Genomic DNA, 12,589 nt, shown 5'->3' with positions numbered 1-12,589 from the left:
CCGACAGTCCGGAGCCGCGAGGGTCAGCAGAACGTGTCGGTGGCGGGTAGGACGCCGTTGGCCAGGTAGCGGTTGACCGCGTCGTCGACGCAGCCGTTCCGGGGGGCGAAGAGCCCGCCGTACACGGTGTGGCGGAAGGCGCCGCGCAGGGTCACCAGACGCGAGCCGGTCAGGGCGCGGTGGGTGCGCAGCTGGCCCGCGTAGGGGGTGCCGGGGTCACCGGTGGCGCCCACCATCAGGACGGGCACGTCGTTGCGGACCTCGGTGGGAGGTTCGGCGGGGGCGGCCGGCCAGAACGAGCAGGGGCCGAGGTTGCGCGTCAGCGGCCCGAACAGGCCTTCGTCGGCGCGGTGGGCCTGGATGTCACGGTAGTAGGTCTCGGGGTCGCGCGAGGCCGCCCGGTCCGCGCACATGATCGCCGTCTGGACCGCGGCCGATCCTTCGGAGTCGGGGGCGGACAGGCCGGTCAGCACCTGGTCGAGTACCGGTGTGGGAGTGACCTCGACGCCGCGGGCGGCCTGGCTCAGGACCCGGACGTCGGCGGAGAAGGCGGCATAGGCCTCCTCGCTGTCACCCGCGGTGACGCCGAACAGGACCATCGGCAGCGCCCGCGTGTCGAGCCTGTGGCGGCCCACCCGCAGGGGAGCGCGGGCGGCGGCCGTGTCGATCCTGGCGACGGTGGCCAGCACGTCGGCGGTGGTGGTGCCCAGGCGATGGCGGCCGTGACGGCGGGCCGCCCACGACGCCCAGTCGCGCAGGACCGCGTTGAGCGCGGCGCCCTGTGTGCGGGTCAGGTCAGGGCCGAACAGGCCGGTGTCGACGGCGCTGTCCAGGACGACCCGGTCGGCGCGGCGCGGGAACAGCTGCAGGTAGACCGCTCCCAGATAGGTGCCGTAGGAGGAGCCGAGGTAGGACAGCCTGGGCTCGCCGAGCGCGGCCCTGATGACGTCCATGTCCCTGGCGGTGTTACGGGTGGAGGCGTGCGGCAGCAGCTCCTTGTGCGCGGCGCAGCGGGCGGCCAGGTCCCTGGCCAGCGCGACGCCCTGGTCGAAGGTGCGCCTGTCCTTGCCCGCGGACCCGACCACCGTGCGGGGCCAGCCGCAGTTCAGCGGGGTGCTCCGTCCGACGAACCTGGGATCCATCCCGATCAGGTCGTAGCGGGCGGCCACGGCGGGGGCCACCCGCTTCACCTGGAGCACGAGGGACATGGCGGGGACGCCGGGTCCGCCGGGGTTGTACAGCAGGACTCCACGCCTGCGTCCCGGATCGGTGGCCTTCAGCCTGGACATGGCGACCTTGATCGTCGGTCCGCCCGGGCGGCGGTAGTCGAGCGGCACGGTCACCACGGCGCACTGGGCCTTCGCCGCGTCCAGCTCCTTGCCGGCCTGATCTCCTGGCCCTGTTGCGCAACCACGCCAGGTGATCTGCTGCCGCTCGAACCTGGCCGCGCCTCCGTCGGCCGCGGCCGGTTGCACGGCGACCAGCGAGCCACCCGCCAGCAATGCCGTCACGGCGATCCCTCGTCCACGCATCGAATGTTCCCCTTCGTAGAGCCACACGCCGGGCCGGGGTACGACGCTAGGTCGCAGGGGTGGTCCTTCGCGTCAGCCTCCGGTGGGGTTTCCCCGCCGTGCGGCGGTGCTCGGGTCGCGGCCCGCCGCAGTCGCCTTGACCTGCGGATTCTCCTGAGGCGGCGAGCGTGGGACGTACGACTGTGGTCTGACGCCGGCCGCCGCGCGCGTGCCGTGCCCGCGGGCGGGACGACTATGTTGGCGTCATGAATCGGCTGCCCTCGTGAAGTACGCCGCTTTCGTCTCCGCCCGGATGGCGCGGCCGGTCAGGGCCCTGTCACGGGCCGGCGGCAGGATCCCGGCGACGGCGTTCGACGCCTGCCTGGCGGCGGTGGTGTTCTTCGGCGGCGCGGGGCTCAACGGCGCGGTCTACCAGGGCGCCATGGGGCCGCTGCTGCTGCACGCGGCGCTGGCGGCGCCGCTGGTGTGGCGGCGGCGCGCGCCGCTGGTGGTCTTCTGCGCGGTGGCCGCGGTCGCCTTCGTCCAGTGGCTGTCCGACATCCAGCTGCTGACTGACGTGGCGCTGCTGGTCGCGATGTACACGGTGGCGGCCCGCTGCCCGTGGCGGCGTACGCTCGCGGCCGCGGTCGCGCTCGAAGCGGGCATCCTGCTGGCCTGCGCGCGGTGGGCGGCGCCGTACGGCGGCCTGCTCAGCGCGGTCGTCTTCCTGAACGCCGTCGCCGTGGCCGTCGTGCTCACCGGGGTGAACACGCGGATCAGGCGCGCCTACCTCGACTCCCTGCGTGATCGCGCGCTCCGTCTCGAACGCGAGCGCGACCAGCGCGCCATGCTCGCGGTGGCCGGCGAGCGCGCCCGCGTCGCCCGCGAGATGCACGACATCGTCACCCACAACCTCTCTGTCATGGTCGCGCTCGCCGACGGCGCCGGCTTCGCCCAGCGCCGCTCGCCCGACAGGGCGGCCGCCGCCATGCGCCAGATCTCCGACACCGGACGGCAGGCGCTCACCGACATGCGGCGCTCCCTCGGCGTGCTGCGGGCCGACGAACCCGAGGCGCTGCGCCACCCGATGCCCGGCATCGCCGAGCTGGAGTCCCTCGCGGGGCAGATGCGCGCGGCGGGTCTGCCATTGCGCCTGGCCCTCGAGGGGGATCCCGCGCCCGTTCCCGTCGCCGCGCAGCTGACCGTCTTCCGGCTGGTCCAGGAGGCCCTGACCAACACCTTCAAGCACGCGCCGCCTGGCACCGGCGCCGAGGTGCTGGTCCGCTGTTCGCCGGAGAGCGTCACGGTCGAGGTCACCGACGACGGCCGCGGTGTGGGGCCCCCTGGTTCGGGTCACGGCATCGTCGGCATGCGGGAGCGGGCCGCGGCGTACGGCGCGACGCTGCGCGCGGGCCCGCTGCCGGGCGGAGGCTGGCAGGTGTCGGCCACGCTCGACCTCGGCACGGCGGGGGAGAGGGTCCTGTGACGATCCGGGTGCTGCTCGTCGACGACGAGCCGCTGTTGCGCATGGCGTTCACCATGGTGCTCGACGCCCAGGAGGACATGGAGGCGGTGGGGGAGGCGGGTGAAGGGGCCGAGGCCGTACGGCTGGCGCGGCGGCTGCGCCCCGACGTCGTGCTCATGGACGTCCGCATGCCCGGTCTCGACGGGATCGAGGCGACTCGCAGGATCGTCCGCGACAGGGGGCAGGCTCGCGTGCTCATCCTCACCACCTTCGACCTGGACGAGTACGCCTTCGCCGGGCTGAGGGCGGGGGCGTCGGGCTTCCTGCTCAAGAACGCCCTGCCGGAGGAGCTGCTCGCGGCGATCCGTACGGTCGCGGCCGGCGACGCCGTGGTCTCCCCGAGAATCACCCGCCGCCTGCTGGAGACCTTCGCCCATCAGCTTCCCACCGGCGCGGCAGGCACGAGCGCCGAGCGGCTGCGGCTGCTGACCCAGCGCGAGAGGGAGGTGCTGGTGGAGGTGGCGCGCGGCCTGTCCAACGTCGAGATCGCCGAGGCCTTGCAGGTGGCGGAGGCGACGGTGAAGACGCATCTGGGGCGGATCCTGACCAAGCTGGAGCTGCGCGACCGCGTACAGGCGGTGGTCTTCGCCTACGAGACCCGGCTCGTCGTCCCAACCTGATCTACTTTGTAAAGGCGTCGGGCTGGTTCGGCGCCCTGCCGGCTTGTCGGCCCCGAAAGTTGGCCGATCGCCTGCCAACAGTTGAAGCTGCCGCCCCTGGACTTCGACGGTGGGGGACGCGAGTGTAGGAGGGGCGATCCCCCCTGACGCACCAGCAGCCCCGGTGGCGTACACAGGTCACCGGCATCGAGGGGGAGGATCCGAGGCCGTGGACATGAAGCTCGAGGTCGTGGTGGTTCCGGTCGCCGACGTGGACAGGTCCAAGAACTTCTACAAGGCCCTCGGGTGGCGGGAGGACGCCGACGTCGTCGCCGGGGACGACTTCCGGGCGGTACAGCTGACTCCACCCGGCTCGGGGTGCTCGGTCATCTTCGGCACCGGGGTCACCTCGGCCGCGCCGGGCTCGATGCAGGGTCTGTACCTGATCGTCGACGACATCGACGCGGCACGGTCCGCGCTCATCGACCGCGGGGCCGACGTGGGTGAGGTGTTCCATGACGCGGGAGGGGCGCTCCCTGAGGCGGGGACCGGGGGGCGGCGCGTCTCCGGCCCGGCTCCGGACCGCCAGAGCTACTTCTCCTTCGCCTCCTTCAGCGACCCCGACGGCAACGGCTGGCTGCTCCAGGAGGTCACCACCCGTCTTCCTGGCCGGTGAGCCCGGACGGCACACGCCCAGGTGAGGGAGGACGGCTGGCTCATCCGCCACTGGTTACGGCTTCTTGAGCACCTCCACCAGGGCGGAGATGCTGTGGTCGCCGTGGCCCGCTTCGACGGCCCGCCTCAGCAGGTCGTGGAAGGGGGCGTGCCAGGCCACGTCGACGCCGGCCTCCTCGCCGAGCTGTTCGTCATAGACGGCTCCCTCGAGGAAGAGGTTCACCGTCGACATCGGCTTGGTGTAGTCGCCGCTGTCGATCTCCTCCGCGAAGACCGGCAGGATGGAGTTGATCATTTCCAGCCACTTGACGGTGAACCGTACCAGCGTGGCGGCCTCCAGTCCCCGCGCCTGGACGGCGGCGGCGCCCTGGAAGAAGCCGACGAGCGCCGGCAGCAAGGTGCCGCCCACCGCCATCTCGTAGAGGGCGGCGAGGTCGCTCTCGTCGCCGAGATGGACCGTGTCGCCGCCCAGCACTCTCAGCGTCGTCTCGTACTCGTCGAAGACGGACCTGTCGCCGCCGTAGTACAGGAGGGTGTCCGGCTTGCCCACGGCCGAAGGCACGTTCTTGATCGCCCCGTCGAGGAACCTGGCGCCGTGCCCGGTCGCCCAGGCGGCCATCTCCCTGGCGCCGGCGGGGGAGCCGCTGTTCAGGGTGACGAGGGAGCGCCCGGCCAGCGCGGCGGCGGCCGGTTCCAGTGCCTCCCGCGTGTGGTCGTAGGTGGTCAGGATGGCGATGATGAGCGGGCTGGCGGCGACGGCGTCGGCGATCGCCGTCTCGTGGCGTGCGCCTCTGGCGACCAGGGGTGCGGCCTTGCTCGCGGTCCTGTTCCACACCGTCGTGGGATGTCCCGCCTCGATGAAAGCCTCGGCCAGCGCCGTACCCATCGAGCCGAGCCCGAGGACGGTCACCGGGGTGCGGTGGTCGGTCATGTGATGCTCCAGTCCAAGTCGTCAGTGACGTGCTCGTCCATGCTGGAGGCTTCACGGACATTTCCTCAAGTACCTACTATTTCAGCAGGTACTTACATTTATGTTCGTAAGGTGTCGGGGGCGCCCCTGTACGAAGTGGCCTCGGCCTCCTGCCGGCCTGCCGGACTGAGCACACTGAAGTGCCGGCGACAGCGCGACGTCGGCTGCCCTGGAGCGGCTTGCCCACGCATACGCGTTGGCGACGGGAACGACGGTCACCCCCTCCGCCGTGGTCGACGCGCAGCCCAGGCTCACGCACAGCGCAGGTGCCCGTCAGGTCTTCTACCATGCAGCAGACGCGAAGAGCTACTGACACAGGGCTTGCCGCCGCGCCGGGCAGCGGCGTGGTGGGCCATCGGGTGTCGCCCGGGGAAACGCCGGTGAAGAAGCTTCGGCGCGAGGACGCCTTCGTGCCAGCCGACGGGAAGACCGTCGGAGCAAGCTGCTGGTCCTTGTTGAACCAGGCCCTGTTCGTCATGCGGGTCAGGAGCGCGACCCGAAGATCGGCGGTCAACCCCGTAGGTCCGGGTTCAGCCGGGTTCGATGCCGTGGAGGATCAGGCCGAGTTCGTAGGCCAGGACGGCGGCGTGGGTGCGGTCGCGGGCGCCTAGTTTGTCCAGGACGTTGGTCACGTGGGTCTTGATCGTCTCCCGGGACACGTGCAGGGCCGCGGCGATCTCCGGGTTGGCCTGTCCGAGCGTGATGTGCCGCAGCACCTCGAGTTCGCGGGGTGTGAGCGCGACCGGGCGGCGCGGCCGGGCGCTGCCGTGGTGCGGGGAGGCGATGCGGCGCAGCGCGTCGGGGAAGAGCACCGCGCGGCGGGAGTGCACCAGTCGGACGGCTTCCACCAGCTCGCCGGCCGGGGCGCGTTTGAGCACGTACCCGGCGGCTCCGGCGCGCAGGGCGGCCCACACCAGCTGGTCGTTCTCGAAGGTGGTGACGACGACGACGCGGGTGGACGGGGAACGGCGGGTCAGTTCGACGGTTGCGGCGAGGCCGTCCATGCGGGGCATGCGGATGTCCATCAGCACGACGTCGGCGCCCGCGCCGGCCTCGACGGCTTGCCTGCCGTCGGCGGCCTGACCGACGACCGTGAGGTCGTCGTGGAGGGAGAGCATGGCGGCCCATCCCTCGCGGATCAGCGGCTCGTCGTCGGCCAGGACGACGCGGATCACAGCGGCAGCCTCGCTTCGACGCGCCAGGTCGTCTCGGCCTGCCGGGTGGTGCACGTGCCGCCGGCGAGGCGGGCTCGCATGCGCATGCCCGTCAGGCCGCGCCGGTGCCCGGCCGGTGCGGCGGGGGAGGCGGCGGTGGCGTTCTCGACGGTCAGCACCAGCTCGCCGGGGGCATCCGTGTCGAGGTCGAGCGTGACGGGGCCGGACCCGTGGCGCAGGGCGTTGGTGAGCGCCTCGCGGGCGATGGCGTAGGCGGTGCGGGAGGTGGCCGGGGGGATGCGGTCGAGGGGGCCGGCGTTCACGTGGACGTCGAGCCCGCGGGTGAGGGTGTGGAGCGAGTCGAGCGTGGGCGTGCGTGCCGCCTCGCCGGCGTCGAGGACGCCGAGCAGCACGTCGAGGTCCTCCTGGGCGGCGCGGGCGGTGTCGAGCAGGTGGTCCAGTGAGCGCGTGGCCTGCTCGGGACGGGGGGCGGGGCGCTGGAGCGCGGCCTGTGCGGCCATGCCTTGCACGAGGACGACGCTGAGCGCGTGCCCGACCGCGTCGTGCAGCTCCATCGCGAGGGCCTGGCGGCGGCCGAGCTCCTCCAACATGCGGGACGGTTCGGCGCGGAGCAGGCGGCGCGCCGCCCACCGCTGCCCGAACCCGGCCGCGACCATGGCGTCCTCCAGCTCGAGCACGGCGGCCAGCGGTTCGGCCTGGACGGCGGGGCTGTCGCGCCACAGCGTCAGATCGCCCAGCCGGACCAGCCCCGGTGACAGCATGAGCACGCCCGCGCCCAGCGTCGCGCCGCCGTACAGGTGCAGGCTCGTCAGCGCCACCAGGTAGACCCGGTCGGCCCGGTCGGAGACCTGCACGTCGAGCAGTTCGGCCAGCGCGGCGATCTCGATGCGCCGCACCAGCGGCGCCAGGGCGAGCAGCACCGAGGCGGGCAGGCACGCCGCCCACAGCACCAGGACGCGCGCCGGCGCCGGCTCGCTCAGGACGGCCAGGCCGAGCACCACGGCGACCGGGGTCAGCAGCGCCGCGCCCAGCACCTGATAGAGGACCGCCCGTACGGCACGTCCGATATGTCCGCTCACGTCGGCGATGTTAGCCCGGCACGCCGGGCCGCTCCTTCCCCCACCTGGGGGATGTTCGCCCGCCGCCGGGCTGTGAGCCTCACAGCTATGAACAGCGCAACCGCCACCACGACCATCATGATGAGACTGCACGGCAGGACAGCGGCCGGCGTGCCGCGCTGGGCCGTATGGACGGCGTACGCGACCGCGCTGACCGCCCTGCCGTCCGGAATCTGGCGGATCGCGGCGATGAACTTCGGGGTGCCGCTGGTCGAGCACGGCACGCCGCCTCCCGGCAGCCACGCCCCCGTCATGTTCGACGCCCAGTGGTGGTACATCGTCGGGCTCAGCGTGGTCAGCGAGGCGGTGGCGTTCCTGACGGTGGGGCTGGTCGCCGAGTGGGGCGAGGTGTGGCCGCGCTGGGTGCCGGTGCTGCGCGGCCGCAGGGTCCCCGTCCTGGCGGTCGTCGTGTGCGCCGGGAACGGCGCGGCGCTGCTGCTGGTCTTCCCGTACGCGCTGGTCATGTCGATGCTCGGTATGAAGATCACCGGTGAGCCCGACGGGCTGATCGTGAACGGCTGGCAGAGCGCCGTCTTCTACCTCACCTACGCGCCGCTGGCCTTCTGGGGGCCGCTGCTGGCCGTCGTCACGGTGCACTACTACCGGCGCCGCACCGGCGACCGGACAGATCCCCAGGCGGGGGATCCGCCAGGTCCGGCCGGTGGGCAAGCTCGGCTGGTGAATTCGGGATCGGGGGGGAAGTGATCATGCGCCGTCTGACGGCATCGACGATCTCCGCGGCGACGCTGGCGGTCGCGGCCCTGTGGTGGTTCGTCCCCGGCAGCTACCCGTACGGCGCGGCCGCCAAGGTCACGGTGGGCGTCAACCACTGGATCGAGCGCGGGCCGGGCGTGGGCCTGATGGTGGCCTCCGGCGTGCTGGGGGTGCTGGCGGCGCTCGGCGTCCGGTCCCGGCCGAGAGCCGCCGGCGTGGTCGCCGTGGTCGAGAGCGCCTTCTTCCTGCTGGTGATGTCGGACGCGTCCGTGCTGTCGTCCATCGGGTATGCGCTGATTCCTGCCGTCCTGCTGGGGGTCGCCGGGATGGTGGCGGTGGGGTGCGTACGGCGGCGGCCCGTCGCGTACGTGCTGGCGGTGCTGCTCCCAGCCGGGCTGATCGCGTCGCTGACCATGACCGACGCGGTCTCCCGCTACCTGGTCAACGTGGCCTCCGGGTTCGCCGTGTACGGCGGGCGGATCGCCTGGTCGTGGGCGATGGCGATCGCCGCGGTCGGGTGGGCGTGGCTCGCGTACGGATCGTTCGCGCGTGAGCGCAGGGTGACGGTCCCGCGGTGGGGGAGGGCCGTCACGATCGCGGCCGCCCTCTGTCCCGTGCCGTACGCGCTGGCGCGGCTGACGTGGGTGACGCCGTGGCCGCTCGGCGGCTTCGACCCGCGGACCGGCCACATCACGCTGATCGCCGCGGAGGGCGGCGACGCGGCCACCCGGATGCAGGGGTTCCTGATCGGCCTGAGCGCGGTCCTGGCCGTCGTGCTGACGCTCGGCCTGATCAGCCGCTGGGGTGAGGTCGTGCCGCGGTGGGTGCCCCGGGTGGGCGGGCGGCCCGTCCCGGTGATGCTGGCCGTCGGGCCGGGCGCGTTCGGCGCGGTGGCGCTGTGCGTCTCGGCCCCCGGTGTGCTGGCCGGGGCCGTCCAGATGGGCTCGTGGGTGGACGGCGTCCTGTTCGTCCTGGTGTTCCCGTGCCCGGTGTGGGGTCCGTTGCTGGGGGCCGCGGTGTACGCCTACTGGGCGCGCCGCAGAACCGCCGAAAAATCGAGGAGCGCCGCATCACCGCGCCCGTGAGCGGACGGCACCCTCGCCAGCGCCGGCGGCTCGCCTCGGGCGCGGGCGTTCGGCGCCGCGCACGCCGGCCGACCCGGGGGAACGGCTGAGCATGGGCGGTGGGCATGGCAAGCGGACGATCTCGACCCGCCCCGGGCGCGCGCCGTCGCGGGCCTGATGACGCCGCTGTGTGCCGGCCGTCACCGACCCACTCACCTGAAAGAGCTCATGCCATGACGACGCTGCAGCACAGATCGCGCAACAGGACCCCGCTGGCGCTGATGTACATCGGGGCGGGGCTCACCGTGATCGCCGCCCTCTTTCCGTTCATCGATCAATCCACCACGACGGTCCTGGCGGACCACATCCACGCGAGCTATCCGGCCTACCGGCCCGGTGCGATCGACGCCGCTGTCACTGCGTATCTGGCGATCCTGTCCACGATCGGGTTGCTGGGACTCCTCGGCTGGCTCGGCACGATCTGGGCGGCCCGAGTCGGTAAGCGCTGGGCTCCGTGGCTGGCGATCGGGCTGCTCGCGACCGCGACCTGCATCGCGGTCGCCACGCTGACTGTCCAGGACACCTCTGGGGTTGTTGGCCTCGCGCCGCTGCTGGGCTGGCTGCAGGTGCTTCCGTGCATCCCTGGTCTCGCCGCGGTCGCGCTGTGGAGAAGGGCGCGATGACCGAAGGTGCCACGCAGGCGCGGAGCGTCGGCCGTGCCGTTGTACGCCCGATCGCGGCACTCAAACGGGCGATGTATCGACGAGGGCGGCCGAACGCGCTCATGCGGCTCATGAACCGGCTCGATGTCCTGGTGTACGGGGCTCGGCGGCTGTCGCCGCGCCGTACCGCCGTACTGAAGGTGGTGGGGCGCCGCAGCGGAAAGATCACTTCGGTTCCGGTCGCGGAACTGGGTGCGGAACGTCCAGGCCGCGGGCGGCAGGGCCGCGCTCCGCCGTCGGGGTCGTGAGACCCTGATCCTGCTTGAGGAGATCCCGCCCGAGTGGCGCGCCGAGATCCTGCGCCGCTACCTCGCCGCCGCGCCCGGCGCCCGGCCGCACCTGGGGCTGGGGCCGACGGACCCCTTGGCGGAGTTCCACCGGATCGCGCCTCGTCACCCCACCTTCAAGATCCGTCAGTGCCCCCGCGCGACCGGCTGATGGGACAGACCCGCAACGGTCAGCACGATCGCCCGCCGCGAAGCCTGCTCCCGCAGGCGCATCGGCGGGATCGCCGTCTCCACTGCCATGGGCGTCCCGGCGGGCACGTTGGCGGGCCTCATGAACTCGACTGTGCCCGGGGTCTCCATGCGGGCTTCCTCCAGGTGAGCGCGGACACGACGGCGGTGGTGCGTGTCAGTGACGTCTAGCGGGTCTGCCCGCCGAGCCAGTCCTGGAAGGTGAGCAAGCCGGGGAAGTGGTCGCGTAGTTCGGCGAGGTCAGCCTGGTAGCCGCTCTCGGCGAACCACTCGAACAGCCTTTCCTTGATCGGCAGGGGGAGGAGGCGCGTCGGCACTCCGGTGACCTTCTCGTAGATCTGGGCCACCTCGGTGAAGGTCAGCTCGTCGCCGGCGATCTCGAGCTCCGCGCCCAGGTAGTCGTCGCGGTGGTCGATGACGTGCGCGGCGATGCGGCCGATGTCGTCGGTGGCGATCAGCTGCATGGGCCGGTCGGGGAGCACCGGGAGCTCCATCACCCTTTCGCCTGCGGCGTCGGCGTAGTGCAGCAGGTTGTCCATGAAGAACACCGGCCGCAGGATGGTCGCGGGCAACCCCAGAGCGCGGATGTAGGACTCGATCGCCGCCTTGCTCTCGAAGTGCTCGATCCCGGTGCGCCGCTCGGCACCGCCGACCGAGCTGTAGACCAGGTGCCCGACTCCGGTATCCAGGGCGATGTCGGCGACGAGCATGCCCTGCCGTACCTCGGCCTTGAGGGTCTCCGGCTCGTAGGCCAGGGCCTGCATGCTGAACACGGCATCGACGCCCCGCATGGCCCGCTCCAGGGAGGCGGCGTCTCCCAGGTCACCGACCGCGAGCTCGGCGCCGGCCAGGCGGCGCGCGGCGGGGCTTTCCGGGTCGCGGACCAGGGCGCGGACCTGCCAGCCGCGGCTCAGCAGGTGACGTGCGGTGGCGCCGCCCTGCTGACCGGTGGCGCCGATGACCAGGGCCACACTCATGACGTCATCACCGGAGTGGTCTGGGCGAGCGCGATCCGCCAGGCGTCGTCTTCTTTGACCAGCACGAACGTCAGCGCTCCTGTGCGGCCGTCGTTGACGTGCTTGATCAGGTGGGCCAGCGCCACGTCCGGTCGCAGGAACGTGACGTCGAGCAGCTCGTTCTTGGTCAGCACATCCTTCAACGGGGTGCTCAGCGCCTTGGCCATGACCTCCTTGACCTGGTCGCGGCCACGCAGCCGGATCCCGGTGAAGTTGACCAGGGCCACCTCCTCGGTCAGCAGTCCGGTGAAACCGGCGACGTCGCTCTGCAGCTCTTCGGCGTCGCGGACGACCTGCTCGATCGCCTCGATATCGGGGTTCATGTCGCCTCCTCAATTCGCGGAGCGATTCGCTCCGCCTAGAGAATATGCCGGAGCGGTTCGCTCCGCAACTGGTGGAGTCTGTGACGATGACCACGCGTCCCTGGCGGTGTCCGTCCACGGCTGCGTCGAGTTCGGGCAGGGCTCGACGGTGCCTGTCGCCGGCGCCACTGCTGAAGCGGTACGCGCTCTCCCGGCTGTGACGTCATTCCGGGATATGGGTCTCGTCGAAGGGCGAGGTGATCCCGGTGTAGGCCAGATGCATGATCATGCCTTCGGCGCCGTGCTTGAAGTGGCAGTGGTCCATCCAGATGCCCGGGTTGTCCGCGGTGAAGTCGATCTCGAAGATCTCGCCGGGTGCGACGTTGAGCGAGTCGGTCCACCAGGTGCTGCCGGTGGCCGGCGTTCCGTTGCGGGAGAGCACACGGACGCGATGGCCGTGCAGGTGCATGGGGTGGTCGATCAGGCTGCGGTTGACGACGCGGACCTTGACGCGTTCTCCCTCGGCCACCATCAGCGTGGGTACCGCAGGGTAGAGCCGGCCGTTCATCGAGCTGCTGACGTAGGTGAAGGAGCCCTGGGCGAAGCCGAACCCGTCGTCCAGCACGATCTCGTAGGCGCGGTCGTGGGTGACCTTCTCGACAGGCAGGTCGGTGCCCATCGGCAGGGGACCGCGCCGCGGATCGCGTTGCCGTCGACGGCGG

The 12,589-nt window shown here is 71.8% G+C and carries 15 protein-coding genes; 7 read left to right on the top strand and 8 right to left on the bottom strand.

Annotation, left to right across the window (positions count from 1 at the left end):
* Nucleotides 1-23 precede the first annotated feature (23 nt).
* Nucleotides 24-1,532 carry an alpha/beta hydrolase gene (locus tag ABFX50_RS43250; protein WP_346155086.1) on the bottom strand — a complete coding sequence of 503 codons (1,509 nt, stop codon included), beginning with the start codon at nucleotides 1,530-1,532 and terminating at the stop codon, nucleotides 24-26.
* Nucleotides 1,533-1,794: 262 nt separating this feature from the next.
* On the opposite strand from ABFX50_RS43250, the gene ABFX50_RS43245 reads away from it, so the two are divergent.
* From ABFX50_RS43245 to ABFX50_RS43235, 3 genes are all read left to right on the top strand, one after another.
* On the top strand, nucleotides 1,795-2,997 hold the full coding sequence (locus ABFX50_RS43245; protein ID WP_346155085.1) for a sensor histidine kinase: 1,203 nt from the start codon (nucleotides 1,795-1,797) through the stop codon (nucleotides 2,995-2,997).
* Entirely contained in the window at nucleotides 2,994-3,656 is a 663-nt protein-coding gene (locus ABFX50_RS43240) for a response regulator (RefSeq protein ID WP_346155084.1), read from the top strand. The genes ABFX50_RS43245 and ABFX50_RS43240 overlap by 4 nt, the downstream gene beginning before the upstream one ends.
* A gap of 214 nt (nucleotides 3,657-3,870) precedes the next feature.
* A complete protein-coding gene (locus ABFX50_RS43235; RefSeq protein WP_346155140.1) occupies nucleotides 3,871-4,311 on the top strand; it encodes a VOC family protein in 441 nt (146 codons plus the stop codon).
* Between the two features lie 54 nt (nucleotides 4,312-4,365).
* Here the strand turns inward: ABFX50_RS43235 and ABFX50_RS43230 are convergent, their stop codons facing one another.
* The 3 genes from ABFX50_RS43230 to ABFX50_RS43220 form a co-directional block, all read right to left on the bottom strand.
* Nucleotides 4,366-5,241 carry an NAD(P)-dependent oxidoreductase gene (locus ABFX50_RS43230; protein WP_346155083.1) on the bottom strand — a complete coding sequence of 292 codons (876 nt, stop codon included), beginning with the start codon at nucleotides 5,239-5,241 and terminating at the stop codon, nucleotides 4,366-4,368.
* 569 nt (nucleotides 5,242-5,810) lie between these two features.
* A complete protein-coding gene (locus ABFX50_RS43225) occupies nucleotides 5,811-6,455 on the bottom strand; it encodes a response regulator transcription factor (RefSeq protein ID WP_346155082.1) in 645 nt (214 codons plus the stop codon).
* Nucleotides 6,452-7,534 (bottom strand): sensor histidine kinase, encoded by a 1,083-nt coding sequence (locus ABFX50_RS43220; RefSeq protein WP_346155081.1) that lies wholly within the window; start codon nucleotides 7,532-7,534, stop codon nucleotides 6,452-6,454. Before ABFX50_RS43220 ends, ABFX50_RS43225 begins: the two co-directional genes overlap by 4 nt.
* Nucleotides 7,535-7,621: 87 nt before the next feature.
* Here ABFX50_RS43220 and ABFX50_RS43215 point away from each other — a divergent pair, with 87 nt between their 5' ends.
* The 4 genes from ABFX50_RS43215 to ABFX50_RS43200 all read left to right on the top strand — a co-directional run bounded on the left by ABFX50_RS43215 (nucleotide 7,622) and on the right by ABFX50_RS43200 (nucleotide 10,511).
* On the top strand, nucleotides 7,622-8,278 hold the full coding sequence (locus ABFX50_RS43215; RefSeq protein ID WP_346155080.1) for a hypothetical protein: 657 nt from the start codon (nucleotides 7,622-7,624) through the stop codon (nucleotides 8,276-8,278).
* A gap of 2 nt (nucleotides 8,279-8,280) precedes the next feature.
* Entirely contained in the window at nucleotides 8,281-9,372 is a 1,092-nt protein-coding gene (locus ABFX50_RS43210) for a hypothetical protein (RefSeq protein ID WP_346155079.1), read from the top strand.
* Between the two features lie 212 nt (nucleotides 9,373-9,584).
* Nucleotides 9,585-10,034 carry a hypothetical protein gene (locus tag ABFX50_RS43205; RefSeq protein ID WP_346155078.1) on the top strand — a complete coding sequence of 150 codons (450 nt, stop codon included), beginning with the start codon at nucleotides 9,585-9,587 and terminating at the stop codon, nucleotides 10,032-10,034.
* A 231-nt stretch (nucleotides 10,035-10,265) separates the two neighbouring features.
* Nucleotides 10,266-10,511, top strand: coding sequence for a hypothetical protein (locus ABFX50_RS43200; protein WP_346155077.1), 246 nt, complete (start codon nucleotides 10,266-10,268; stop codon nucleotides 10,509-10,511).
* On the opposite strand, the gene ABFX50_RS43195 is transcribed toward ABFX50_RS43200, so the two are convergent.
* The 4 genes from ABFX50_RS43195 to ABFX50_RS43180 form a co-directional block, all read right to left on the bottom strand.
* A complete protein-coding gene (locus ABFX50_RS43195; RefSeq protein ID WP_346155076.1) occupies nucleotides 10,487-10,660 on the bottom strand; it encodes a hypothetical protein in 174 nt (57 codons plus the stop codon). The genes ABFX50_RS43200 and ABFX50_RS43195 overlap by 25 nt on opposite strands.
* A 56-nt stretch (nucleotides 10,661-10,716) precedes the next feature.
* Entirely contained in the window at nucleotides 10,717-11,526 is an 810-nt protein-coding gene (locus tag ABFX50_RS43190; RefSeq protein ID WP_346155075.1) for an NmrA/HSCARG family protein, read from the bottom strand.
* The gene (locus ABFX50_RS43185) at nucleotides 11,523-11,888 is read right to left on the bottom strand and encodes an SgcJ/EcaC family oxidoreductase (protein ID WP_346155074.1); all 366 of its coding nucleotides are present in this window, start codon (nucleotides 11,886-11,888) and stop codon (nucleotides 11,523-11,525) included. The genes ABFX50_RS43190 and ABFX50_RS43185 overlap by 4 nt, the downstream gene beginning before the upstream one ends.
* A 202-nt stretch (nucleotides 11,889-12,090) precedes the next feature.
* Entirely contained in the window at nucleotides 12,091-12,546 is a 456-nt protein-coding gene (locus ABFX50_RS43180) for a multicopper oxidase domain-containing protein (RefSeq protein ID WP_346155073.1), read from the bottom strand.
* Between the last annotated feature and the right edge of the window lie 43 nt (nucleotides 12,547-12,589).

This window comes from Nonomuraea recticatena, from assembly GCF_039533245.1.
In the GTDB taxonomy this organism is placed as follows: Bacteria; Actinomycetota; Actinomycetes; order Streptosporangiales; family Streptosporangiaceae; genus Nonomuraea; species Nonomuraea roseola.
This window is presented reverse-complemented; position numbering and strand designations above follow the sequence as displayed.

What these genes read in the sequence shown, in the direction of transcription:
- ABFX50_RS43190 (WP_346155075.1), bottom strand. Translation starts at nt 11,526, where the DNA reads ATGAGTGTGGCCCTGGTCATCGGCGCCACCGGTCAGCAGGGCGGCGCC.
- ABFX50_RS43210 (WP_346155079.1), top strand. Translation starts at nt 8,281, where the DNA reads ATGCGCCGTCTGACGGCATCGACGATCTCCGCGGCGACGCTGGCGGTC.
- ABFX50_RS43205 (WP_346155078.1), top strand. Translation starts at nt 9,585, where the DNA reads ATGACGACGCTGCAGCACAGATCGCGCAACAGGACCCCGCTGGCGCTG.
- ABFX50_RS43235 (WP_346155140.1), top strand. Translation starts at nt 3,871, where the DNA reads ATGAAGCTCGAGGTCGTGGTGGTTCCGGTCGCCGACGTGGACAGGTCC.
- ABFX50_RS43180 (WP_346155073.1), bottom strand. Translation starts at nt 12,546, where the DNA reads ATGGGCACCGACCTGCCTGTCGAGAAGGTCACCCACGACCGCGCCTAC.
- ABFX50_RS43230 (WP_346155083.1), bottom strand. Translation starts at nt 5,241, where the DNA reads ATGACCGACCACCGCACCCCGGTGACCGTCCTCGGGCTCGGCTCGATG.
- ABFX50_RS43195 (WP_346155076.1), bottom strand. Translation starts at nt 10,660, where the DNA reads ATGGAGACCCCGGGCACAGTCGAGTTCATGAGGCCCGCCAACGTGCCC.
- ABFX50_RS43215 (WP_346155080.1), top strand. Translation starts at nt 7,622, where the DNA reads ATGAACAGCGCAACCGCCACCACGACCATCATGATGAGACTGCACGGC.
- ABFX50_RS43250 (WP_346155086.1), bottom strand. Translation starts at nt 1,532, where the DNA reads ATGCGTGGACGAGGGATCGCCGTGACGGCATTGCTGGCGGGTGGCTCG.
- ABFX50_RS43185 (WP_346155074.1), bottom strand. Translation starts at nt 11,888, where the DNA reads ATGAACCCCGATATCGAGGCGATCGAGCAGGTCGTCCGCGACGCCGAA.